At 71.8% G+C, this 23,187-nt stretch carries 17 protein-coding genes; 4 read left to right on the plus strand and 13 right to left on the minus strand.

The window, feature by feature from the left end:
- Nucleotides 1-3 precede the first annotated feature (3 nt).
- Nucleotides 4-3,030: a glycoside hydrolase family 3 protein gene (locus AC069T_RS09665; RefSeq protein WP_478782275.1), complete on the minus strand. Its 3,027-nt coding sequence runs from the start codon at nucleotides 3,028-3,030 to the stop codon at nucleotides 4-6.
- Nucleotides 3,031-3,309: 279 nt separating this feature from the next.
- Between AC069T_RS09665 and AC069T_RS09670 the strand changes: the two genes are divergently transcribed.
- Nucleotides 3,310-5,196: a ricin-type beta-trefoil lectin domain protein gene (locus AC069T_RS09670; RefSeq protein ID WP_478782200.1), complete on the plus strand. Its 1,887-nt coding sequence runs from the start codon at nucleotides 3,310-3,312 to the stop codon at nucleotides 5,194-5,196.
- Nucleotides 5,197-5,257: 61 nt separating this feature from the next.
- On the opposite strand, the gene cimA is transcribed toward AC069T_RS09670, so the two are convergent.
- The 5 genes from cimA to ureA form a co-directional block, all read right to left on the minus strand.
- Complete coding sequence (gene cimA / locus AC069T_RS09675; RefSeq protein WP_478782201.1) at nucleotides 5,258-6,862, minus strand: citramalate synthase; 1,605 nt, start codon at nucleotides 6,860-6,862, stop codon at nucleotides 5,258-5,260.
- A 357-nt stretch (nucleotides 6,863-7,219) separates the two neighbouring features.
- The gene (locus tag AC069T_RS09680) at nucleotides 7,220-7,780 is read right to left on the minus strand and encodes a TetR/AcrR family transcriptional regulator (protein ID WP_478782276.1); all 561 of its coding nucleotides are present in this window, start codon (nucleotides 7,778-7,780) and stop codon (nucleotides 7,220-7,222) included.
- 80 nt (nucleotides 7,781-7,860) lie between these two features.
- A complete protein-coding gene (locus tag AC069T_RS09685; protein WP_478782202.1) occupies nucleotides 7,861-8,898 on the minus strand; it encodes an agmatine deiminase family protein in 1,038 nt (345 codons plus the stop codon).
- Nucleotides 8,899-8,908: 10 nt separating this feature from the next.
- The gene (locus tag AC069T_RS09690; protein ID WP_478782203.1) at nucleotides 8,909-10,606 is read right to left on the minus strand and encodes an urease subunit alpha; all 1,698 of its coding nucleotides are present in this window, start codon (nucleotides 10,604-10,606) and stop codon (nucleotides 8,909-8,911) included.
- A complete protein-coding gene (ureA, locus tag AC069T_RS09695; RefSeq protein ID WP_478782204.1) occupies nucleotides 10,603-11,391 on the minus strand; it encodes an urease subunit gamma in 789 nt (262 codons plus the stop codon). The genes AC069T_RS09690 and ureA overlap by 4 nt, the downstream gene beginning before the upstream one ends.
- A gap of 166 nt (nucleotides 11,392-11,557) precedes the next feature.
- Here ureA and AC069T_RS09700 point away from each other — a divergent pair, with 166 nt between their 5' ends.
- The gene (locus AC069T_RS09700; RefSeq protein ID WP_478782205.1) at nucleotides 11,558-12,991 is read left to right on the plus strand and encodes a cytosine permease; all 1,434 of its coding nucleotides are present in this window, start codon (nucleotides 11,558-11,560) and stop codon (nucleotides 12,989-12,991) included.
- A gap of 75 nt (nucleotides 12,992-13,066) precedes the next feature.
- Here AC069T_RS09700 and AC069T_RS09705 read toward each other — a convergent pair whose 3' ends face one another.
- On the minus strand, nucleotides 13,067-14,155 hold the full coding sequence (locus tag AC069T_RS09705; RefSeq protein ID WP_478782206.1) for a branched-chain amino acid aminotransferase: 1,089 nt from the start codon (nucleotides 14,153-14,155) through the stop codon (nucleotides 13,067-13,069).
- Nucleotides 14,156-14,406: 251 nt separating this feature from the next.
- Nucleotides 14,407-15,450 carry a 3-isopropylmalate dehydrogenase gene (locus AC069T_RS09710; protein WP_478782207.1) on the minus strand — a complete coding sequence of 348 codons (1,044 nt, stop codon included), beginning with the start codon at nucleotides 15,448-15,450 and terminating at the stop codon, nucleotides 14,407-14,409.
- A 164-nt stretch (nucleotides 15,451-15,614) separates the two neighbouring features.
- Between AC069T_RS09710 and AC069T_RS09715 the strand changes: the two genes are divergently transcribed.
- Nucleotides 15,615-17,180, plus strand: a complete 1,566-nt coding sequence (locus AC069T_RS09715; protein WP_478782208.1) for a purple acid phosphatase family protein — start codon at nucleotides 15,615-15,617, stop codon at nucleotides 17,178-17,180.
- A 58-nt stretch (nucleotides 17,181-17,238) separates the two neighbouring features.
- Here AC069T_RS09715 and AC069T_RS09720 read toward each other — a convergent pair whose 3' ends face one another.
- The 4 genes from AC069T_RS09720 to AC069T_RS09735 all read right to left on the minus strand — a co-directional run bounded on the left by AC069T_RS09720 (nucleotide 17,239) and on the right by AC069T_RS09735 (nucleotide 20,928).
- Nucleotides 17,239-17,367, minus strand: coding sequence for a hypothetical protein (locus tag AC069T_RS09720; protein WP_344392558.1), 129 nt, complete (start codon nucleotides 17,365-17,367; stop codon nucleotides 17,239-17,241).
- 297 nt (nucleotides 17,368-17,664) lie between these two features.
- Nucleotides 17,665-18,204 (minus strand): GNAT family N-acetyltransferase, encoded by a 540-nt coding sequence (locus AC069T_RS09725; RefSeq protein ID WP_478782209.1) that lies wholly within the window; start codon nucleotides 18,202-18,204, stop codon nucleotides 17,665-17,667.
- Nucleotides 18,205-18,332: 128 nt separating this feature from the next.
- Nucleotides 18,333-19,964: an L-glutamate gamma-semialdehyde dehydrogenase gene (pruA, locus tag AC069T_RS09730; RefSeq protein ID WP_478782210.1), complete on the minus strand. Its 1,632-nt coding sequence runs from the start codon at nucleotides 19,962-19,964 to the stop codon at nucleotides 18,333-18,335.
- A 37-nt stretch (nucleotides 19,965-20,001) separates the two neighbouring features.
- Nucleotides 20,002-20,928, minus strand: coding sequence for a proline dehydrogenase family protein (locus AC069T_RS09735; protein WP_478782211.1), 927 nt, complete (start codon nucleotides 20,926-20,928; stop codon nucleotides 20,002-20,004).
- Nucleotides 20,929-21,096: 168 nt separating this feature from the next.
- Here AC069T_RS09735 and AC069T_RS09740 point away from each other — a divergent pair, with 168 nt between their 5' ends.
- Nucleotides 21,097-22,491, plus strand: a complete 1,395-nt coding sequence (locus AC069T_RS09740) for a PucR family transcriptional regulator (RefSeq protein ID WP_478782212.1) — start codon at nucleotides 21,097-21,099, stop codon at nucleotides 22,489-22,491.
- Between the two features lie 32 nt (nucleotides 22,492-22,523).
- On the opposite strand, the gene AC069T_RS09745 is transcribed toward AC069T_RS09740, so the two are convergent.
- Nucleotides 22,524-23,114, minus strand: a complete 591-nt coding sequence (locus tag AC069T_RS09745) for a TetR/AcrR family transcriptional regulator (RefSeq protein ID WP_478782213.1) — start codon at nucleotides 23,112-23,114, stop codon at nucleotides 22,524-22,526.
- Nucleotides 23,115-23,187 lie beyond the last annotated feature (73 nt).

The following is a 23,187-nucleotide window of genomic DNA, read 5'->3' on the forward strand; positions in this document are numbered from 1 at the left end:
AGGTCAGGCGGACTTGTACGCCGCCGTCAGCCTGGCGACGGCTTCCTTGTAGCGGCCGGTCAGCAGGAGGTGGTCGGCTTCGGCGAAGGGCTTCGCCGTCGTGGCCGTGATGTCCGTGCCGATCTCCTGCTGGACCAGCAGCCGCGCTCTGGTCACGGCGGCGCGTCCGACCGCGTCGGCGCCGGTCCGCTCCGCCGCCGCGGCCTTGAGGGCCAGGACCTTCAGGGCTGCCGCACCACCCTGCGGGACCCTGGTCAGTGTCGTCAGACCCCAGCCGTACGGGAACTGCGGGTCGTACGCGGAGTCGCCGACGTTGATCGGCAGCTGGGTCTCGGACTTCGGCCAGGTGACGGGGAGCTGACCGGTGAAGGCCCGCTTCCCGTACAGGACGTCGGCCACGCCGTCGCCCTCCGTGCCCGGCAGCCAGGACGCCACCAGGGCGTCGATGTCTCCGAGGCGGTCGCCGATCAGCTGGGGGCGGCCGGAGACGATCAGCACCGCGCACTTCATGGCGCCGCACACCTTGTCGACGGCCGCCTTGTCGGCGGCGGTCAGCTCCAGGTCGTTGCCGTTGCCGACGTCACCGACCCCTTCGGCGTACGGGGTCTCGCCGACGACGACCACACCCACGTCGTACCCGCCGGTCGGGGCCGAGGCGTCCTCGGAGTAGTCGACGGTCGCCCCGGGAGCGGCCTTCCTCAGGCCCTGGAGGACGGTGGTGCCGTCCGTGATCTTCCCGGAGGCGCCCTGCCAGGTGATGGTCCAGCCACCGGTCTGGTTGCCGATGTCGTCGGCGTTGGAACCGGCGACGTAGACCTTCTGGGACTTCTTCAGGGGCAGCACTCCGCCCGCGTTCTTCAGCAGCACCTGGGACTCGGCCGCCGCCTGGCGGGCCACGGCGCGGTGTGCGGCCGAACCGATCCGCGTCGCTCCGCTGGTGTCCGCGTACGGCTTCTCGAAGAGGCCGAGCCTGAACTTCTGCGTCAGGATGCGGGCGACGGCGTCGTCGACCCGCCGCTCACTGATCCGGCCCGCCCTCACCTCGTCGACCAGGGTCGTACGGAAGTTCTTGTACTCGTACGGGACCATGATCATGTCGAGACCCGCGTTGACGGAGGTGCGGACGTCGGAGGCGTAGTCGCCGGGGATCTGGTCGATGGCCGCCCAGTCGCTGATGACGAACCCGTCGAAGCCCATGCGGTCCTTCAGGACCCCGTTGATCATTTCCGCGTCGGCGTGCATCTTCACCGGACCCGCGTCGTCGCCGATGATGTCGAGCGAGGAGTAGGACGGCATGACCGTGCCCACGCCGCGGTCCACGGCGGTCCGGAACGGCGCGAGGTGCACCGCCTCCAGCTCCTGGCGGGTGACCTTCGTGACGCCCTGGTCGATGGTGTACGAGCCGGTGGTGGACGAGCCGTACGCGGTGCCGCCGTCGCCGGCGAAGTGCTTGGCGGTCGCCAGCACCCGGTCGTCGTCCTTCAGGTCCTTCCCGTCGCGGGCCCCCTGGAGGCCCTGGATGACCGTCTCCATGGACTGGACGAGCGCCGGGTCCTCCCCGAAGGACTCGTAGGACCGTCCCCAGCGCTCGTCGCGCGTCACGCACAGGCAGGGGGCGAAGTCCCACGGGATGCCGGTGGCCCGCACCTCGGCCGCGGTCACCTCGCCGGTCCTCCGGGCGAGATGGGGATCACGGGTGGCACCGATGCCGATGTTGTGCGGCATGACGGTCGAGCCGATGAGGTTGTTGTGGCCGTGCACCGCGTCCACCCCGTAGATCAGCGGGATCTGGAACCGCGTCGCCTGCGCCCGGAGCTGGAAGGAGTCGATCATCCGCGACCACGCCTCGGGCACGTTCGGGGTCGGGGTCGAGCCGCCGCCGGAGAGCAGTGAGCCGAGGTCGTACGCGGCGATGTCGCCCGGCGCGGTGAGCGCGCCGCGCTCCGCCTGGGTCATCTGACCGGCCTTCTCCGCCAGGGACAGCCGCGACACGAGGTCGGCGACCCGCTTCCTCACCGGGAGCTTCGCGTCCAGGTACGGCAGGCCGTGGGCGTCCACGACGACCTGCGGGTTCTCCGCGGGGGCCTTGGCTCCGGTGACCGTGAGCCTGAGCGGAATGCTCTCGGCGCTCTCGGCGGACCGGTCCCTGAGCGTGGGGATGCGCACCGTGCGCGAGGTGCCGGAGGCGGTGCCCGCGGGGAAGGTGAGTTCGCCCTGGACCCGGGTGTAGTCCCGGCCGGCCTCGGCGGTGCCGCCGGCCGTCTCGTAGGCGACGGTGACCGGCTCGTCGACGGGGACGGAGCCGGTGGTGGCGACGGAGATCTTCACGGCGGCCGTGCCGCCCTCCTTCACCGGATGGACGGCGGCGTCGGTGACCACGCTCGCCCGCAGGGACTGGGCGCCCTTGCCGTACAGCTCGACGCCGTCCAGGGCGAAGTCGCCCTTGACACCGGTCGGCAGTGTGAGCGCGTACCCCCACATGCCGGTCAGGCCGAGGACCTGGTCGATGCCGCCGACGGGCTGGTAGTCCGTGCGATAGGTGAAGTCGGTGAAGGGGATCTCGATCTGCTTCCAGCCGGTGAAGTCGTCCGTGAAGGACGTCGTCCACAGCTCGGAGGCCTCGCCGTTGGCGCCGCCGTCCTTGATCTCGAAGCTGATCTTCCTGGCGGTGTTCCCGCCCTCCCACCAGAAGCGGATGCCCCGGTGCGCGGACCAGTCGTGGGCGGGGCGGTCGAAGGCGAAGTCGTGGGTGAAGCCGCCGTATCCACTGATGTCGTAGCCGCCGGTGAGGACCTTGTCGCCCTGGGGGGCGTCGTCGCGGGCGGTCAGGGCCAGCCGGGGCGGGTCGTCGGCGTCGCCGCCCCAGGGGAAGATGCCCTCGGCGGGCGGATTCGCGAACGGGACCTCGCCCTCGAAGGTGTCGACGGGCACGGGGGCCGGTTCGTCGGCGCCCGCGGCCGCGCCCGCCGCGGTGAGCGGGAGCAGACCGGTGAGCAGAGCGGCGCAGGCGAGCAGGGCGGTTCTTCGCACGGACATCCGGTCGAGCCTTCCCATGGGCTTCCTCTCGGCTCTCGCGTTCCTCGGAGACGATCAGGTTCCTCTTACGGCTTAGATCACGGCGTGAGTTAACTGGGGTCCCGCCGAGCCGTCAAGACTTCACGCCAGAACCGGTACACAGTCAATTCCCGGCGTAATCAGGGTGGTTGTCGGTTCGGCTTGTGAACACGCAACCTCTTGACGGGTGCCGGAAGCCGTCATTTACTCACCGGTCGCACGCCCCACTCCCCCACCCCAGAAGGGCGGCGCACCATGAAACGCGCACATTCCACGAGGAGAGGCGGCCGGGCGGCCCGGCTGTTCGTCGCCGCACTGCTCACCACGGCGGGCCTGACCGCCGTCGCCGCCGCGCCCGCGCACGCGGCCGGCGAACAGATCACGGCCTACCTCACCACCACGGACGACGACGGTGGCCGCCATGTCGTCCGCGGCTTGCAGGCGCAAACACCGTTCGCCTTCCAGTCCGGCAGCGGCGGGAGCGGCGAGAACATCACCGTGGACGAGAACACCCGCTATCAGACGTTCACCGGCGGGGGCGCCTCCTTCACGGACACGGCGGCCTGGCTGATGAACAGCAGCGGGGCGCTGACACAGTCGACCCGGGACGCGACCATGCGGAAGCTGTTCTCCCCCGCGGACGGCATCGGGCTGTCCTTCTTGCGCAACCCGATGGGAAGCTCGGACCTCGCCCGCTACGGCTACACCTACGACGACATGCCCTCCGGGCAGACCGACGCCGACCTCTCCGAGTTCTCGATCGCACACGACCTGGCCGATGTGGTGCCGCTGACGAAGCAGGCGCGCCAGCTCAATCCGGCGCTGACCGTGATGGCCTCGCCGTGGACCGCGCCGGCCTGGATGAAGGACAGCGGGCAGCTCAACGGCGGCTGGCTCAAGGCGGAGAACTACGGCGCCTACGCCTCGTACTTCGTGAAGTACCTCCAGGCGTACCGCGACCAGGGGATCCCCGTCTCCTACGTCACCGCGCAGAACGAGCCGACCTGCTGCGCCGGTTACCCGTCGATGAGCTGGAACGCCTCCGGGCTCGCCTACTTCACCAAGAGCGAGCTGCTGCCCAAACTCCAGACGGCGGGGCTGTCGACGAAGGTGCTCGCGCACGACTGGAACTGGGACGTGTACGACGCCTACGCCGCCCAGACCGTCGACGACGCGGCGGTGCGCGCCCACCCGAACTTCGGCGGGGTCGCCTGGCACGGTTACGGCGGTGACGTCGCCAAGCAGACGAGCGTGCACAGCCAGTACCCGTCCCTGGACGCCTTCGGTACCGAGCACTCGGGCGGCACCTGGATCGCCAACCAGCAGCGCGAGGACATGCTGGACATCGTGAACTACACGCGGAACTGGGCGAAGTCGGTGACCAAGTGGTCGCTGGCGGTGGACCAGAACCGGGGTCCGCACAACGGCGGCTGCGGCACCTGCTCCGGGCTGATCACCGTCCACAACGGCGACGGGCGGAGCGGGCAGGTCGACTACACCGTCGAGTACTACACGATGGGCCACCTCACCAAGTTCGTCCGGCCGGGCGCCCAGCGGATCGCGTCGACGGCGAGTTCGTCCGTGCCGAACGTGGCCTGGCGCAACCCCGACGGCTCGAAGGCGCTGATCGCGTACAACGACGCGTCGTCCGCGAAGACGGTGACGCTCGGCTGGGGCGCGCAGCACGCCACGTACTCGCTGCCCGGCAAGACCTCGGCGACGTTCACCTGGTCCGGCACGCAGGCCGGGGGCGGGGACGCGGCCGGGGCGTTCGTGGGGCTCGCGGGCAAGTGCCTGGACGTGGCGGGCGGTTCGTCCGCGAACGGCACCGCCGTCCAGCTCCACGACTGCAACGGCTCCGCCGCCCAGCGCTGGACGGTGCGGGCCGACGGCGCGGTCCAGGCGCTCGGCAAGTGCCTGGACGTCACCTCGGCGTCCACCGCCGACGGCACGAAGGTGCAGCTGTACGACTGCAACGGCACGGCGGCCCAGCGCTGGTCGTACAACGCCTCCACCGGCGACGTGGTGAACACGGCGGCGGACAAGTGCCTCGACGTGACGGACAATTCCGCGGCGAACGGGACGAGAATCCAGATCTGGAGCTGCACGGGCGCGACGAACCAGAAGTGGCGTCTGCAGTAGCTGGCGCCGCTGAGCACCCCGGCCGGACGGGCCGGCCACCTCGGCCCGTCCGGCACCCGGCCTACGCCGCCGGTTCCACTCCCGCGCGGAGGAGGCCGTAGGTGTACGCGTCCTCCAGGGCCTGCCAGGACGCGGCGATCACGTTCTCGGCGACGCCGACCGTGGACCACTCCCCGGTGCCGTCGGACGTGGAGATGAGGACGCGGGTCGTGGAGGACGTGCCGTGCTTGCCCTCCAGGATGCGCACCTTGTAGTCGACCAGCTCCAGCTTGGCGAGCTGGGGGTAGATCTTCTCCAGGGCGACGCGCAGGGCCCGGTCCAGGGCGTGGACCGGGCCGTTGCCCTCGGCGGTGGCCACGATCCGCTCGCCCTTGGCGAAGAGCTTGACGGTCGCCTCGTTGGCGTGGGTGCCGTCGGGGCGGTCCTCGACGATCGCCCGCCAGGACTCGACCTGGAAGTACTCACGGGGCCTGCCCTCGGCCTCCTCGCGCAGCAACAGCTCGAAGGAGGCGTCGGCGGCCTCGTAGGTGTAGCCCTTCAGTTCGCGTTCCTTGACCCGCTCGACGACCCGGGCGACCAGTTCGCGGTCATCGCCGAGGTCGACGCCGAGTTCCTTGCCCTTGAGCTCGATGGAGGCGCGGCCCGCCATGTCGGAGACGAGCATCCGCATGGTGTTGCCGACCTGTTCGGGGTCGATGTGCTGGTAGAGGTCCGGGTCCACCTTGATCGCGGAGGCGTGCAGGCCCGCCTTGTGGGCGAAGGCCGAGACGCCGACGTAGGGCTGGTGCGTGGAGGGGGTGAGGTTGACGACCTCGGCGATGGCGTGTGAGATCCGGGTCATCTCGCGCAGCCTGCCCTCGGGCAGGACCTTCTTGCCGTACTTGAGCTCCAGGGCGGCGACGACCGGGAAGAGGTTGGAGTTGCCGACCCGCTCGCCGTAGCCGTTGGCGGTGCACTGGACGTGGGTGGCGCCCGCGTCGACGGCGGCCAGGGTGTTGGCCACCGCGCACCCCGTGTCGTCCTGGGCGTGGATGCCGAGCCGGGCGCCGGTGTCGGCCAGCACCGTGGAGACGACGGCCTGGACCTGCGCCGGGAGCATGCCGCCGTTGGTGTCGCACAGCACGACCACGTCGGCGCCCGCCTCGGCGGCGGTGCGGACGACCGCCTTCGCGTACCCGGGATTGGCGCGGTAGCCGTCGAAGAAGTGCTCGCAGTCGACGAAGACCCGGCGGCCCTGCGCGACCAGGTGGGAGACGGTGTCGCGGACCATCTCCAGGTTCTCCTCCAGCGTCGTGCGCAGGGCCAGCTCGACATGCCGGTCGTGGGACTTGGCGACGAGCGTGATCACCGGCGCGCCGGAGTCCAGGAGCGCCTGCACCTGGGGGTCCTCGGACGCCTTCGCGTGGGCCCTGCGGGTGGCGCCGAAGGCCACGAGCCGGGCATGCCGGAAATCGATCTCCTGCCGGGCGCGGGCGAAGAACTCGGTGTCCCGCGGGTTGGCGCCGGGCCAGCCGCCCTCGATGAAGCCGACGCCGAAGTCGTCCAGGTGCCGTGCGATGGCCAGCTTGTCCGCGACCGTGAGGTTGATGCCCTCACGCTGCGCGCCGTCGCGCAGCGTCGTGTCGAAGACGTGGAACGAATCGTCGAGCTCGCTGGTTTCGGTCATGGTCTCTGGCTCCTGTATCGGATCTCGGTCTACCGGAATGACCGGCTCCACCGTCCCCCAATGATCCCTCGCGCTCTCTTCCCGGCTGGTGGTGGGCGCCGGGAAAACGAAAAACCTCTCGCGGGTGCGAGAGGTCTGCGCGCGGGTCGAGACGACGGTGCCCGCCCGTACGTGGTGGTACGTGGCGGTCACTGCGGACCGGCGCGCCTGCTGCCAATAATCATGGCGAACGAGAGCACGGAGGCAGTCTGGCACAGCGGGGCCCCCGCGCTCACGGGTGTCTCAGGATGCGGGCCGGACGTTCCGTCCAGGCGACCGCTTCCGGCCACCGCCCGCGCTCAGGACCGCCGCCCGCCCTCAGGACTCCCGCTCGGGCGCGGCCTCGCCGAGCGACTCGTCGAGGAACTCCCGGACGTGGTCCAGGACCTGCCCGCGGTCCGTGCCGCGCAGACCGATCGCCACATGGATGGAGAAGCCGTCGAGCAGGGACCGCAGCCGCGCGGCGAAGCGGTCCGGGTCGACCCGGCGGAACTCGCCCCGCGAGACGCCCTCGGCGAGCAGCGCGACCAGGTCGCGGTGCCAGGCGCCCTCGATGGCGGCCTGCCGGTCGCGGGCCTCCTCGTCGGCGTTCTGCGAGCGGTTCCAGACCTCCAGCCACAGCGTCCAGTGCGGGTCGCGGTGTCCGTCGGGCACGTACAGGTCGACGTACGCGTCGAGACGTTCCCGGGCCGTGCCGCGCGCGGCGAGCAGCCGGCCGCGCTCGGTGCCGAGGCGCCCCTCGCTCCATTCCAGGGTCCGCAGCAGCAGCTCGTCCTTGGAGCGGAAGTAGTAGAGGAGATGGCCGCTGCTCATCCCGACCTCGCGGCCGAGCGCCGCCATGGTGAGCTGCTCCAGACCGCGCTTGGCGATCATGTCCATGGCGGTCGCCAGCACGTCCTCGCGGGCAGGCGCGTTCCTCCTGCGCGGTGTGCGGCTCCCGGCCACGTGCGACTCCCGGTTCAGACCCTCGGCTGCTGCTGGGTGATGCAGTGGATGCCACCGCCCCCGGAGAAGATCGTACGGGCGTCCACCAGCGTCACCGTCCGCTCCGGGAACAGCCGCCGGAAGATCCCGGCGGCGATCTCGTCCCGGGGGTCGTCGAAGCCGCACAGCACCACACCGCCGTTGCAGAGGTAGTGGTTGATGTACGAGTAGTCGGCCCAGTGCCCGTCGGCCTCCAGCACCGTCGGGGCGGGGATCTCGACGACCTCCAGCCGGCGGCCCCGCGCGTCGGTCTGCCCCCTGAGCAGCCCGGCGATCTCCTTGCCGACCTCGTGGTCGGGGTGCGCCGGGTCGGGCTGGGAGTGCGTCACGACGACACCGGGCCGTGCGAAGGCGGCCACGATGTCGACGTGCCCGAGCGTGCCGAAGCCGTGGGGGGGATAGTCGCCGGTCAGCCCGCGGGGCAGCCAGATCGCCTTGCGGGTGCCGAGCTGGGCGTGGATCTCCGCCTCGACCTCCTCGCGCGTCCAGTGCGGGTTGCGCTCGGGGCCGAGCTGCACGGTCTCGGTCAGCAGGACGGTTCCCTCACCGTCGACGTGGATCGCGCCGCCCTCGTTGACCAGCTTCGAGGCGTACGTACGGGCCCCGGCCAGATCGGAGACGTACGCGGCGGCCTTGCTGTCGTGCTCCCAGCGGGCCCAGTCCTGGGCGCCCCAGCCGTTGAACGTCCAGTCCACCGCGGCCAGTCCGCCCTTCCCGTCGGTGAGGAAGGTGGGGCCGATGTCGCGCATCCACGCGTCGTCGAGCTCCCGCTCGACCACCTCGACCCCGGGGCCCAGGAGTTCGCGCGCCCCGGCCGACAGGCCCGGCCCGCACACCACCGTCACCGGCTCGAAGCGGCGGACGGCGCGGGCCACGTCGGCCCACGCGCGGCGGGCCCCGGCCAGGTCGTCCGGGTCGTCGAAGGTGGGGTTGGGGCCCGGCCACGCCATCCAGGTGCGTTCGTGCGGGGCCCACTCGGCGGGCATGCGGAAACCGTCGGCGGCAGCAGACATGGGGGGGTCCTTAGAGGAAGTACAGGCGGTTGAGGGAGACGGAGTCGGCCGGCTCGGAGCGCAGCGGGTCGCCGTCGAGGGTGACCAGACCGGTGCGCTGGTCGACGTCGACGGCTCCGGTACGGGAGTTGAGGTGCAGGTCGGCGGGGCCGATGCCGCGGGTGCCGCGCACGGCGACCCGGCGCCGGCGGGTGGGCATCAGGTCCTTGCCCAGGTCCACGGCGGCCTGCGCGACGAAGGCGACGGAGATGTCGGCGGGCGTCGCGCCGTACGCCCCGAACTGCGGCCCGAGGACGAGGGGTTCGCAGGTGTCGGTCGCTGCGTTCGGGTCGCCGACGACGCCGTACGCGGGGAAGCCGGACTTGAGCACGAGCTGCGGTTTGGCGCCGAAGTACTCGGGGCGCCACAGGACGATGTCGGCGAGCTTGCCGACCTCGATGGAGCCGACCTCGTGGGCGAGCCCGTGCGCGACGGCCGGGTTGATCGTCAGCTTGGCCACGTAGCGCAGGACGCGCGCGTTGTCGTCGCCGGTGTCCGCGCCGCCGTCGAGGGGGCCCAGCTCGGCCTTCATCTTCCCGGCCATGGCGAAGGTGCGGCGTACCGTCTCGCCGGCCCGGCCCATGCCCTGCGCGTCCGACGAGGTGATGCCGATCGCGCCCAGGTCGTGCAGCACGTCCTCGGCGCCCATGGTGCCGGCCCTGATCCGGTCGCGGGCCATCGCGGCGTCGCCGGGCAGGTCGGTCTTCAGGTCGTGGACGGAGACGATCATCCCGTAGTGCTCGGCGACCGCGTCCCGGCCGAAGGGCAGGGTGGGGTTGGTGGAGGAACCGATGACGTTCGGGACGCCCGCCATCTTCAGGACGTTCGGCACGTGACCGCCGCCGCAGCCCTCGATGTGGAAGGCGTGGATGGTGCGTCCGTCCAGGACCCGCAGGGTGTCCTCGACGGACAGGCACTCGTTCAGCCCGTCGCTGTGCAGGGCCACCTGGACGTCGTGCTCCTCGGCGACCCGCAGCGCCGTGTCCAGTGCCCGGGTGTGGGCGCCCATGTCCTCGTGGACCTTGAAGCCGGAGGCGCCGCCCTCGGCCAGCGCCTCGACGAGGGGTGCCGCGTCCGAGGACGAACCCCGGCCGAGGAAGCCGATGTTGACCGGCCAGGCGTCGAAGGCGCCGAAGGCGTGCCGCAGTGCCCAGGGCGAGTTGACACCCACGCCCCACACGGGCCCGAACTCCTGGCCTATGACCGTGGTGACACCGGAGGCGAGGGAGGCCTCCATGATGCGCGGCGACAGCAGGTGCACGTGCGTGTCGACGGCGCCTGCGGTCGCGATGAGCCCCTCGCCCGACACGATCGACGTGCCCGTGCCGACCACGACGTCCACGCCGTCGAGGGTGTCCGGGTTCCCCGCCCGCCCGATCGAGCAGATCCGGCCCTCGCGGATGCCGATGGAGACCTTCCGGATGCCCTGGGCCGCGTCGATCACGACGACGTTGCTGATCACGACGTCGCAGGTGTCGCGGACGGCGGCGGCCTTCAGGTGCAGTCCGTCGCGGGCGGTCTTCCCGAAGCCGGCCAGGAACTCGTCCCCGTACTTCTGGGCGTCCGACTCGATCCGGACCGTCAGTCCCGAGTCGCCGAGCCGGACGCGGTCCCCGGCCCTCGGCCCGTGGGTCGCGGCGTACGCGTGGGGGTCGATGCCGCTGCTCATCGTCCGTCTCCTTCGGTCGTGCGCGGTGCGCCGGGGCGGGCGGATTCGGCGGGCGGGGCGGGCGCGGGCGCCCCGCTCCCCTCGAAGGCCGGCGTGGGCGCGCCGGCCGGTCCGGCGCCGAGGTAGCCGCAGGCGGCGGCCCGGCGGAGGGCCTCCTGCCGGGCTCCCGGCGCGTCCAGCGGTCCGTCCACCAGGCCCGCGAACCCGATCGCGACGCGCTCGCCACCGATCGGCAGCAGGCCGACCCGGGAGCTCTCGCCGGGTCCGAACCGCACCGACGAGCCCGCGGGCACCGCGAGCCGCATCCCGTACGCCGCGGACCGGTCGAAGTCGAGCCGCGGGTTGGCCTCGAAGAAGTGGAAGTGCGAGGTGACGGAGACCGGGACCGTCGCGGTGTTCGTGACCGTGAGCCGGACGGCGGCCTCGGGCTCGGCGTGCCCGGGGCCCGGCAGCAGCGCGCCCGGCGCGTGCTCGCCCAGCCCCCCGCCGATGGGGTCGCTCACCACCGCGAGCCGCGAGCCGTCGTCGAAGACGGCCTCGACATGCACCTCGGTGACGACGTCGGCCACGCCCGGCAGGACGTCGTCGGGGCCGAGCACCGCACGCGCCGCCGCGATCGCCTCGGCGAGCCGGCGTCCGTCGCGGGCCGCCTCGCAGACGGTGTCGGCGATGAGGGCGGTCGCCTCCGGGACGTTGAGCCTGAGGCCCCGGGCCCGGCGGGCCCGTGCCAGTTCGGCGGCCCCGAAGAGCAGCAGCCGGTCACGTTCGGTGGGGGTCAGTCTCACGACGCGACACCTCCTTGCCTTCCACCATTTAGAGCATCACTCTAACCACAGCCTAGCCGTGCATCTCAGCAAGCGGAAGCATTGACGGGTTGGCCTGGAACGCGTCACATTGAACGCCGCTCAAATTCATGGGTGTGCACATGCGGCCGACCGAAGGAGACCAGCCATGCCGATGGAACGGCACGGAGTCGACACCATCCCCGACGAGGAACGCACCAGCGGACCCCGCGACCTCGTCTCGATCCTGCTCGGGTCCAACCTGTGCCTCGGCGTGATCGTCTTCGGCTGGCTGCCGCCGTCCTTCGGCCTCGGCTGGTGGGCGTCGGTCAGCTCGGTCGTGGCGGGCACCGTCGTCGGCACGGCGGTCACGGCCCCGCTCGCCCTGGTGTCCCTGCGCACCGCGACGAACCTCTCGACGTCCTCGGGCGCCCAGTTCGGCGTCCGCGGCCGGCTGGTCGGCTCGGTCGTGGGCCTGCTGCTGGCCCTCGGCTACACCGCGCTGACCGTCTGGATCGGCGGCGACGTGATGGTGAGCGTCCTGCACCGGCTGTCCGGGCTGCCGGCGACGGAGGCCTCGTACGCCGTGGTCTACACGCTGCTGGCCGCGGCGACGGTGGCGGGCGCGGTGTACGGCTACCGCGTGCTCCTCGCGATGTCGCGCGTCCTGGCCGTCGGCATGACCGCGCTGCTGGTCCTCGGGGTGATCGCGTACGCACCGCACTTCACCACCGCCGCGCTCCCGGAGACCGGCGGCTACCTGCTCGGCTCGTTCTGGCCGACGTGGCTGCTGGCGGCGGTCGCGGCGGGCCTGTCCGGGCCCATCGCCTTCATCACCCTGCTCGGTGACTACACCCGCTACATCTCCCCCGCCCGCCACAGTCCGCGCACGGTCCTGCACGCCACCTGGCTCGGCCTGCTCGCCGGCCTCCTGGTCCCGCAGCTCTTCGGCACCTTCACCGCGTACGCCGCCCGCGCCGCCCTCGACTACGCCGGACCGCTGGTGGCGGCCTCCCCCGGCTGGTACCTGGTGCCGCTGCTGCTCGCCGCCTCGGCGGGATCGGTCGGCAACGCGGGACTGATGCTCTACTCGATGGGCCTGGACCTCGACGCGATCCTGCCGCGCGCCTCGCGCCCCCGGGCCACCTGCACGGTCGCCGTGGTCGCCACCGCGTGCGTCTTCGCCGGCCACTACGCGTCCAGCACCCAGGACGCGATGACGTCCTTCGTGCTGCTGCTCACGGCGATCGGGACGCCCTGGGCCGTCATCACCCTGATCGGTTTCGTCCGCTGCCGCGGCGTCTACGACCCGGACGCCCTCCAGGTCTTCAACCGCCGTTCCCGGGGCGGCGTCTACTGGTACCGCGGCGGCTGGAACATCCCGGCCACCACGGCCTGGGCGCTCGGCGCCTGCGTCGGCGTGCTGGCGGTCTCGCTCCCCTCGTACGAGGGTCCGCTGCTGTCCCTGACGGGCGGCGTGGACTGCAGCTTCCTGCTGTCGGGGGGGGTCGGCGGCGCCGTCCACCTCGCTCTGACCCGGGGCGCGTCCGCCGTGCCCGTCCCCTCGGACGCGGAGCGCGAGGCGGCCCCGCTCTCGCCGTGACGGGTGCCGAGGCCGCGCCGTCGGACGCGAGAGCCCGCCCCGGGCGGGGCGGGCTCTCGCGGTGCGGGAGAGGGCTCAGCCCAGCGGGTGCATCCAGCCGTGCTTGTCCTCGCCGATGCCGCGCTGGATGTCGAGGAGGGCCTCGCGCAGCCGCAGGGTGACCTCGCCCGGCTCGCCGCCCGACTGCTGCCACTCGGTGCCGGTGCGCTTGACCGTGCCGACCGGGGTGATCACGGCGGCGGTGCCGCAGGCGAAGACCTCGGTGAGGGTGCCGTTCTCCGTGTCGCGCTGCCACTGGTCGATGGAGACGCGCCCCTCCTCCGCCTGGTAACCGAGGTCACGGGCGACGGTGAGCAGCGAGTCGCGGGTGACACCGGCGAGCAGGGAACCGGTCAGCTCGGGGGTGACGATCCTGTCGCCGTACACGAAGTACAGGTTCATGCCGCCGAGTTCCTCGACCCACTTGTGCTCCACGGCGTCGAGGTAGGCGACCTGGTCGCAGCCCTTCGCGGCGGCCTCGGCCTGCGCGAGCAGCGACGCGGCGTAGTTGCCGCCGGTCTTGGCGTCGCCCATGCCGCCGGGGACGGCGCGGACGCGGTCCTCGGAGAGCCAGATCGAGACGGGCCTGACGCCCCCGGCGAAGTACGCGCCGGCGGGCGAGGCGATGACGAGGAAGAGGTACTCGTTGGCGGGCTTCACGCCGAGGCCGACCTCGGTCGCGATCATGAACGGCCGCAGGTAGAGGGACTGCTCGCCGCCGTGCGCCGGGACCCAGGCCCGGTCGTGCTGGACGAGGACGTCACAGGCCTCGATGAACGTCTCGACCGGCAGCTCGGGCATGCCGAGCCGGCGGGCGGAGGACTGGAAGCGCCGGGCGTTCATCTCGGGACGGAAGGTGGCGACGGAACCGTCGGGCTGGCGGTACGCCTTCAGGCCCTCGAAGATCTCCTGCGCGTAGTGCAGGGTCATGTTCGCCGGGTCGAGGGAGAGCGGGCCGTACGGCACGAGCTGGCCGTCGTGCCAGCCGCGGCCCTCGGTCCACCGGATCGTCACCATGTGGTCGGTGAAGTGCCGGCCGAACCCGGGGTTGGCCAGGATGGCCTCGCGCTCCGCCTCGGAGAGGGGGGCGGCCGAGGGCTTGAGCTCGATGGTGGGCGTCGTCATGAGTGGTTGTCCTTCACCGGTTGTGTGTGACGGGCCGCGCTCACGCCTGTACTGCCAGTGGCCAGTGCTAGGACGTCCGAGCATTCCCTCATTCCGCGGCTCCGCGTTCGATTATCGCGTGTGCGGAGCCGTGGACGAAAAAGGTGTGAATGCGGCCCAGGGTTCGATGGTGGCACCCGGCGAGGGCATAAGAAAAGCCACCGGGTGCGGATGCGACCCGGCGGCTCTTCCAGAAGTGAGTGCGCGCGGGGTCAGCCGGCTACTCGTACGGCGAGGGCGTCGCCGATTTCCTCGGTCGTGCGCTCGGGTCCGCCGACGCGCTCCGCGAGGTCGCCGGCGACCGCGTCCTCGATCCGCGCGGCCTCGGTCTCGTAGCCGAGGTGGCGCAGCAGCAGGGCGACGGACAGGACCGTGGCGCTGGGGTCGGCCTTGCCCTGGCCCGCGATGTCGGGCGCCGAGCCGTGCACGGGCTCGAACATCGAGGGGAACGCGCCGCTCGGGTTGATGTTGCCGGAGGCGGCGACGCCGATGCCGCCGGAGACGGCCGCGGCGAGGTCGGTGATGATGTCGCCGAAGAGGTTGTCGGTGACGATCACGTCGAAGCGCTCGGGCTGCGTGACCAGGTAGATCGTCGCCGCGTCCACGTGCATGTACTCGGTGGTGACCTCGGGGAACTCCTCGGCCACCCGGTTGAAGACGTCCGTCCACAGGTGACCGGCGAAGGTCAGCACGTTGTTCTTGTGGATGAGGGCGAGCTTCTTGCGCGGGCGGGCCTGGGCGCGGGCGAAGGCGTCCCGGACGACGCGCTCGACACCGAAGGCCGTGTTGACGGAGACCTCGGTGGCGACCTCGTGCGGGGTGCCCTTGCGGATGGTGCCGCCGTTGCCCGTGTAGGGGCCCTCGGTGCCTTCGCGGACGACGACGAAGTCGATCTCGGGCTGCCCCGCCAGCGGGGTGGCGACACCCGGGAGGAGCTTCGAGGGGCGCAGGTTCACGTGGTGGTCGAAGGCGAAGCGGAGCTTGAGCAGGAAGCCCCGCTCCAGGACGCCGGACGGGACCGAGGGGTCGCCGATCGCGCCGAGCAGGATCGCGTCGTGCTTCTGCAGGGCTTCGAGGTCGGCGTCGGTGAGGGTCTCACCGGTGGCGTGGTAGCGCCGGGCGCCGAAGTCGAACTCCTTGGTCTCCAGCTTCACATCCTGCGGAAGGACGGCGGAGAGCACCTTCAGTCCCTGGGCCACGACCTCCTGGCCGATGCCGTCACCGGGAATCACTGCGAGATTGAGGCTGCGAGACATGACGGCACCGTACTCCTTGTCCCATGGGATGACACGCGATGTCCACCATGCGGACGCGGCGGGTGGTGGCGGAGCCGGGCGCGGAAGAGCCGCGGGGACATTCGTCAGACTGCGTTCACCCGTGCGTCTGCCGGTCGTCGGTCCGTGCTGGGAAGTTCACCGGCATGGACACCCCTGACGTCGGCATCCCGGAGCAGCTCGCCCGCCGCATGAGCATGGCCGAGCAGCACGAGTACCTGCGCGCGCGGCTCACGCGGCGCCGCGCGCTGGTGACCGCGGGCGCGTTCGCGGGCGGCGGGCTGCTCGCCGGATGCACGCCGGACAGCGGGAGCCGCCCGCGGACGGCCGGCGCGTCGTCGCGTCCGGCCACCGGCCGGGTTCCGGGCTCCGCCGTGGCGCCGTTCGGGCGCCACCTCGCCTTCGGCGCGGACCCGAAGACGCAGATGCGGATTTCCTGGCAGGTGCCGTTCGCGGTCAGGAAGCCGTACGTCCGGGTGGGGTTGACGCCCTGGTCGCTGAGCCGGCGGATCGAGGCCGAAGTGCGCGACCTGCACACCCCGGGCGTCGCCGGGCAGCGGCTCGCGCTGGACCAGTTCTACCTGCACGCGGCGCTCGACCGGCTGCGCCCGGGGACGACGTACTACTACGGCGTCGGCCACGAGGGATTCGACCCCGCCGGCACAGAGCACCACGGGACGGTCGCCCGCTTCCGCACGGCGCCCGCGCACCCGGAGAAGTTCGTGTTCACGGCCTTCGGCGACCAGGGCGTCACGCCCGACGCCCTCGCCAACGACAAGGTGCTCCTCGGCCGCGGTCCGGCGTTCCACCTGCACGCGGGCGACATCTGCTACGCGGACGGGATCGGCCACGGCGAGGAGTCGGACATCTACGACCCGGCCGCCTGGGACCTCTTCCTGAAGCAGACCGAGACGGTGGCCCGGTCGGTGCCGTGGATGGTGACGACCGGCAACCACGACATGGAGGCCTGGTACTCGCCGAACGGCTACGGCGGCCAGTCCGCGCGCTGGTCGCTTCCCGGCAACGGCTTCGACGCGGAGCGGGCGCCGGGCGTCTACTCGTTCGTCTACGGCAACGTCGGCATCGTCGCGCTGGACGCCAACGACGTGTCGTACGAGATCCCCGCCAACCTGGGCTACTCGGACGGCAGGCAGACCGCCTGGCTCGACCGGCGGCTCGGGGAGCTGCGCGGCCAGGTCGACTTCGTCGTGGTCTTCTTCCACCACTGCGCCTACTCCACGTCGACGCACGCCTCCGACGGAGGAGTGCGGGACGCCTGGGTGCCGCTGTTCGCCAGACACCAGGTGGACCTGGTGATCAACGGGCACAACCACGTCTACGAGCGGACCGACGCCATCAAGGACGGGGCGGTTGGCCGGCGGGTTCCCGTGGGCGCCACGACCGACCCCACCCGCGACGGCATCGTCTACGTCACGGCGGGAGGGGCGGGCAAGAGCCTCTACCGCTTCCCGGCGGGGGTGAAGGACAGCTACGAGGGAAGGGTGAGGGACCGCGAGTCCGTCGAGACCTTCCACTGGACCGAGGCGAAGCGGCGCAAGCCGGACAGCGTCGAGTGGTCGCGGGTGCGGTACACCGGCTACTCGTTCCTCTCGGTGGAGGCCGAGACCGGCCCCGCTCCCCGGCTCACCGTCTCGGCCCTGGCGCAGAGCGGCGAGCGGATCGACCACTTCGAGGTGCGGCGCGGCGCCTGAGCGCCGCGCCGCATCCCGTGCGGGCGCGGCTCCCGGCAGGTGGGCGGATCAGTGGGCGTCAGTGGCCCGTCGCGCCGCCGTTGTCCCGGCGGTCGAGGGCGCGCTGGAGCGCCGCGGCGGCGTTCTTGCGGTCGGAGTCGCTGGTACGGGAAACGTGACGGACTCGGCGGACGGTCGTCTCGGCCATGATGGTCGGCTCCTTGCCTCCGGAAATGACAACCGGAAGGGGGGTGAGGGATACGAGACGCCGGAGGGGCGGGGAGCGGTGCCGCAGGGGTTGCCTGCACGGGGCGCGGCTCACGACCGCCATTCGCTTGATCGAGCGAGACGTTCGGCTCCTACCAAGCTAGGCGAGGACCGCGCTTCTGTCTGCACGATTACTCGGACTTCCTACTATCTGAGACGGGGGGACCGGCCCGCGGCTGTGACCTGCGGCGACGCGATCCGGCCGAGGCGCGCCCGCCGTCACAGCACGTCGCCGCGGTCACAGCACGTCGCCGTCCCGCCAGTCGAAGACCAGCTCGTGCGCGGCGTCCAGGGGGCCCGCGGCGGCGGGACGCAGGAAGGTGGTGCCCTCCTCCTCGGCCAGGCGCACGACACCCGCGGGTCCGAGCGCGCAGATCCGCCCGGGCCAGACCTGCCAGCCCCGGGCCGTGTAGAGGGCGGCGCCGTCGTCGCTGGCGGAGAGCGCGCCGAGAGCGTACGCGCCGTCGATGACCCGTTCGAGAGCCGCCATCACCTGCCCGCCCAGGCCCGTCCGGCGGACGTCGGGGCGCACGCCGACCGCCTCGACGTAGCCGACGCGCAGGGAGCGCCCCTGATGCAGGACGCGCCGCTGTATCACGGACCCGTGGGCGGCGAGGCCCCGTTCGTCGTGGACGAGGGCGTGGATGCCGCCGAGGCCGTGGTCCCAGTCCTCGTCGTCGAAGTTCCCCTCGAAGGCGTCGTCCAGGAGGGCGCGGACGGCACGGAGTCCGGCGGGGGCGAGCTCCGCCGTGTGAGCGGTACGCAGTCGGGTGGCCATCGCCCCAGTATTCCCGGCGGCCCCGCCGCACCGGCCGCCGCGGGACGCGCACGGGCCGAAAGACGCGCACGGGCCGGGAAGCCGCCCCGATCGGCGGCTTCCCGGCCCGGAACCTCAGCGGGCCGAGGTCAGCCCATGTGCGGGTACGTGTAGTCGGTCGGCGGGACCAGCGTCTCCTTGATGGCGCGGGTCAGGGTCCAGCGCATCAGGTTCTGCGGGGCGCCGGCCTTGTCGTTGGTGCCGGACGCGCGGCCGCCGCCGAAGGGCTGCTGGCCGACGACGGCGCCGGTCGACTTGTCGTTGATGTAGAAGTTGCCCGCCGCGTAGCGGAGCTTGTCCATCGTGTACGCGGCCGCCGCGCGGTCGTTGGAGATGACCGCGCCGGTGAGCGCGTAGTCCGAGACCGACTCCATCTGGGCCAGCATCTCGTCGTACCGGTCGTCCTCGTAGACGTACACGGCGAGGAACGGGCCGAAGTACTCGGTCCGGAAGACCTCGTTCTCCGGGTCGGTGCACTCGACGACGGTCGGGCGCACGAAGTAGCCGACCGAGTCGTCGTACGAGCCGCCCGCGACGATCGTGCAGGCCGGGTCCGCCTTGGCGCGGTCGATGGCGGCCTTGTTCTTGGCGAAGGACCGCTCGTCGATGACGGCGCCCACGAAGTTGGCGAGGTCGGTGACGTCACCCATGGTCAGGTAGTCGACCTCGGCCGCGAATTCCTCCTTGAAACCGGAGTTCCAGATGGAGGCGGGGAGGTACGCGCGGGAGGTCGCGGAGCACTTCTGGCCCTGGTACTCGAAGGCACCGCGGGTCAGGGCGGTCTTGAGGACGGCGCGGTCGGCGCTCGGGTGCGCGACCAGGAAGTCCTTGCCGCCGGTCTCGCCGACCAGACGCGGGTAGGAGCGGTACTTCTCGATGTTGTTGCCGACCGTCTTCCACAGGTACTGGAAGGTCTTGGTGGAGCCGGTGAAGTGGATGCCCGCGAGGTCGCGGTGCTCCAGGGCGACCTCGGAGACCTCGACGCCGTCACCGGTGACGAGGTTGATGACGCCCTTGGGCAGGCCCGCCTCCTCCAGGAGCTGCATCAGCAGCACGGCGGCGTGGGTCTGCGTCGGGGACGGCTTCCACACGACGACGTTGCCCATCAGCGCGGGCGCGGTCGGCAGGTTGCCCGCGATCGCGGAGAAGTTGAACGGCGTGATCGCGTAGACGAAGCCCTCGAGCGGGCGGTGGTCGAGGCGGTTCCAGACGCCCGGCGAGTTGGCCGGGGGCTGCTCCGCGAGCAGGTCCCGGGCGTACTTGACGTTGAAGCGCCAGAAGTCGACGAGCTCGCACGGACAGTCGATCTCCGCCTGCTGGGCGGTCTTCGACTGGCCGAGCATCGTGGAGGCGGCGAGGGTCTCGCGCCACGGGCCGGACAGCAGCTCGGCGGCGCGCAGGATGATCGCGGCACGGTCGTCGAAGGACATCGCGCGCCAGGCCGGGGCGGCGGCGAGGGCGGCGTCGATCGCGTCCTGCGCGTCCTGCCGGGTGGCGTGCGCGCCGGTGCCGATGACGGCCTTGTGGTTGTGCGGCTGCACGACCTCGAAGCGCTCGCCGCCGCCGAGCCGCTTCTCGCCGCCGATGGTCATCGGGAGCTCGATGGGGTTCTCGGCCAGCTCCTTGAGCCTGGCCTCCAGGCGGGCGCGCTCCGGGGAGCCGGGGGCGTAGCCCAGCACCGGCTCGTTGACGGGGGTGGGGACCTGGGTCACAGCGTCCATGGGTTCCGTAACTCCTTAGTGAGCAGGTGGTTCGAACTCAGCCCTTGGTGAGGATGGAGCGGGCGAAGAAGAGGAGGTTGGCCGGCTTCTCCGCGAGGCGGCGCATGAAGTAGCCGTACCAGTCGGTGCCGTACGCGGTGTACACCCGCATGCGGTGGCCCTCGGCGGCGAGCCGCAGGTGCTCCTCGCCGCGGATGCCGTACAGCATCTGGAACTCGTACTCGTCGAGCTTGCGCCCGGCACGCCGCGCGAGTTCCTGGGCGATGGAGATCAGCCGGGGGTCGTGGGACCCGATCATCGGGTATCCGTCGCCCTCCATCAGGACGCGCAGGACCCGGACGTACGCCTTGTCGATCTCGGTCCTGTCCTGGTACGCGACCTCGGCGGGCTCCTTGTAGGCGCCCTTCACCAGACGCACGCGGCTGCCGTTCGCGGCGAGACGGCGGGCGTCGGCCTCGGTGCGGAAGAGGTAGGCCTGGATGACGCAGCCGGTCTGCGGGAAGTCCTTCCGCAGCTCCTCGTGGATCGCGAACATCGAGTCGAGGGTGGTGTGGTCCTCGGCGTCCAGGGTGACCGTGGTGCCGATGGCGGCGGCGGCCTCGACGACGGGCCGGACGTTGGCGAGCGCCAGCTCGTGCCCGCCCTCCAGCGCCTGGCCGAACATCGACAGCTTGACGGACATCTCGGCCCGGGTGCCGAGGTCCAGCCGCGCGAGGTGCTCGATGAGCTCCAGGTAGGCGTCCCGGGCGGCGGCGGCCTGCTCGCGGGTGGTGATGTCCTCGCCGACGACGTCGAGGGTGACCTCAAGACCCCGGGCGACGGCCTCCTGCACGATCGGCACGACCTGGCCGACCGTCTCACCGGCGATGAAGCGGGCGACCACCTGCTTGGTGCCGGGGGCCGCCGACACGAAACGGCGCATCCGGTCGCTGCGCGACGCGGCGAGAATCACGGGACCCAGCACGGGGCACCTCCACGGAAAGTACGGACGGCCGCGGACCCGGGAAGGGACGCCCGGGTACGGCACGGAGAACCACCGTGAAACCTAAGGATCCTCCCGATCGTCGGCCATCGACAGCTGTCACGCATCCGTGCCCTGGATCTCAGACATCTGTATGAGGCCGGTGGAGAAATGAGAGAGAATGCCCGCGTGACGGGCGATTTCAAGGTGGGCAGACCGGCCGGACGCGGTGAGTACCAGGAGCTGGTCGACGAGATCTCGGCCCTCCTCGGCGCCCCCGCGACGCTGGAGAACCGCGACTTCGAGCTGATCGCCTTCGGCGCCTACGACAGCGAGGGCGACTTCGACGAGGCCGCCCTCGACCCGGTGCGCACCCGCTCGATCCTCACGCGCCGATCCACCCCGGCGGTCCGCGCCTGGTTCGAGGGCTTCGGCATCGCCCGGGCCACCGGCCCGGTCCGCATCCCGCCGACGCCGGAGGCGGGCGTCCACCGCGGACGCGTCTGCCTGCCGGTACGCCATCGGGGTGTCGTGCTGGGGTACGTGTGGCTCCTGGACGACGACCCGGGACCGGCCGCCGGGCAGCTGGCCGCCGCCATGGAGGTGGCCGCCCGGCTCGGCGCCCTGCTCGCCGACGAGGCACAGGCGGGCGCCGACCTCACGCGCGAGCTGCGGGCGGTCCTCACGGCCGAGCGCGGCTGGCAGCGGGACATGGCGGTCGCCGAGCTGCGCACCGCGCTCGGCTCCCGCGGGGACGGCCTGCACACGGTCGTGTGCGTGGCCCCCTGGCCCTCCGCCGACCCGGACGACGCCCCGTCCGTCCGTGCGGTGCCGGGGGCGACCGCCCTGTGCACGGTGCCGTGGGGGGCGACGGGGCAGAGCCTGGCCCTGCTGGTGCGGCTGCGCTCGCCCGAGGTGCTGACCCCCGCACTCACGGCGGCGTCGCGGTTCGTACGGGAGGCGGCGGGCGCGGCCGCCGGGAGCACCTCGGGCCGCGGGGCCGCCGGAAGCGCCTCGGGCCGCGGGGCCGCCGGGAGCGCCTCGGGCCGCGGGTCCGTCGGGAGCACCTCGGGAAACACAGGCGCCGGGAACCCCTCGGGCGGGGCGGCGTCCGGGAACCCGTCGGGCGGCGCGACGACCGGAGGCCTTCCGGGTGCCGCGGCGGCCGGCGTCGCCGGGGCGCGCGCGGGCCTCGCCGAACTGGGGGCCGCCTGGCAGGAGGCCTCGGCCGCGGCCCGTGCCGTCCTGGCCGAGCCGCGTCTCGGACCGGTCGCCGAGTGGGCGTCCATCGGCCCCTTCCGGCTCCTGACGGCGCTCCCGCCGGACGCCGCCCACGACCCCGTCGTACGCACCCTGCTGGCCCCCGCCCATCGCGAACTGGCCCGCACCGCCGAGGTGTTCCTCGACTGCGCGGGCCAGGCGGGCCGTACCGCGGCGGAGCTCGGCGTCCACCGCCAGACCCTGTACTACCGCCTGTCCCGGGTCGAACAGCTCACGGGCCTCGACCTGGACGACGGCGAGGACCGGCTGCTGCTGCACATGGCGCTGAAGGGGGCGCGGCTGTAGGGCCCGGCGCGGGCCGCGGGCTCCGGCCGGTCTCAGCCGCCGGTCTTCGCCGACGCCTCGATCACCCGCCGCAGCCCCTGTGTGAGGTGCGAGGCCTCCGTTGCCGACGCCGGGTCGAAGAGCCACTGCACGCACAGGCCGTTGAGCAGGGTCTGGTAGAAACCGCCGACCGTACGCAGCGTCTCGTCGTCGACGTCGGCCTCCCGGCCGCCCATGAGCAGGGGGATCAGGCCCCGGCGCCCCTCGTCCTGGGCCTTCACCAGCTGCTCGCGGACCCCGGGCAGCCGGTCGTCGTTGGTGATCACCTCGAAGGTGAGCATCCAGATCGGGCGGGCCTCGGTGAAGGACCGGGTGACGTTCGCCCAGACCTCCTGGAAACGCTCCAGGGAGCCGGGCTCCCCCACCGCGCCGTCCCCGCCGAAGCCGTCGAACCCCTCACCCAGGTTCGAGATCAGGTCGACGTAGGCCTCCGCGAGCAGCGCGTCCTTCGAGCCGTAGTGGTAGCCGATGGACGCCAGGTTCGTCGCCGACTCCTTGACGATGTCGCGCGCGGTGGTGCGCACGAACCCCTTCTCCAGCAGGCAGCGCTTGGCGCCCTCGAGCAGATCCTCACGGTGTCCCATACGAGCAGCGTACCGCCGATCCAGACAACCGTCTTAAACGAGCGTACTAGACAGCCGTATAAGACAGCCGTAC

The organism is Streptomyces sp. NPDC043867 (genome assembly GCF_056435845.1).

Bases quoted from the DNA above. Each gene is read 5' to 3' on its own strand.
- AC069T_RS09670 (WP_478782200.1), top strand. From the start codon at position 3,310: ATGAAACGCGCACATTCCACGAGGAGAGGCGGCCGGGCGGCCCGGCTG.
- cimA (WP_478782201.1), bottom strand. From the start codon at position 6,862: ATGACCGAAACCAGCGAGCTCGACGATTCGTTCCACGTCTTCGACACG.
- AC069T_RS09680 (WP_478782276.1), bottom strand. From the start codon at position 7,780: ATGGACATGATCGCCAAGCGCGGTCTGGAGCAGCTCACCATGGCGGCG.
- AC069T_RS09685 (WP_478782202.1), bottom strand. From the start codon at position 8,898: ATGTCTGCTGCCGCCGACGGTTTCCGCATGCCCGCCGAGTGGGCCCCG.
- AC069T_RS09690 (WP_478782203.1), bottom strand. From the start codon at position 10,606: ATGAGCAGCGGCATCGACCCCCACGCGTACGCCGCGACCCACGGGCCG.
- AC069T_RS09700 (WP_478782205.1), top strand. From the start codon at position 11,558: ATGCCGATGGAACGGCACGGAGTCGACACCATCCCCGACGAGGAACGC.
- AC069T_RS09705 (WP_478782206.1), bottom strand. From the start codon at position 14,155: ATGACGACGCCCACCATCGAGCTCAAGCCCTCGGCCGCCCCCCTCTCC.
- AC069T_RS09710 (WP_478782207.1), bottom strand. From the start codon at position 15,450: ATGTCTCGCAGCCTCAATCTCGCAGTGATTCCCGGTGACGGCATCGGC.
- AC069T_RS09715 (WP_478782208.1), top strand. From the start codon at position 15,615: ATGGACACCCCTGACGTCGGCATCCCGGAGCAGCTCGCCCGCCGCATG.
- AC069T_RS09720 (WP_344392558.1), bottom strand. From the start codon at position 17,367: ATGGCCGAGACGACCGTCCGCCGAGTCCGTCACGTTTCCCGTACCAGC.
- AC069T_RS09725 (WP_478782209.1), bottom strand. From the start codon at position 18,204: ATGGCCACCCGACTGCGTACCGCTCACACGGCGGAGCTCGCCCCCGCC.
- pruA (WP_478782210.1), bottom strand. From the start codon at position 19,964: ATGGACGCTGTGACCCAGGTCCCCACCCCCGTCAACGAGCCGGTGCTG.
- AC069T_RS09740 (WP_478782212.1), top strand. From the start codon at position 21,097: ATGAGAGAGAATGCCCGCGTGACGGGCGATTTCAAGGTGGGCAGACCG.
- AC069T_RS09745 (WP_478782213.1), bottom strand. From the start codon at position 23,114: ATGGGACACCGTGAGGATCTGCTCGAGGGCGCCAAGCGCTGCCTGCTG.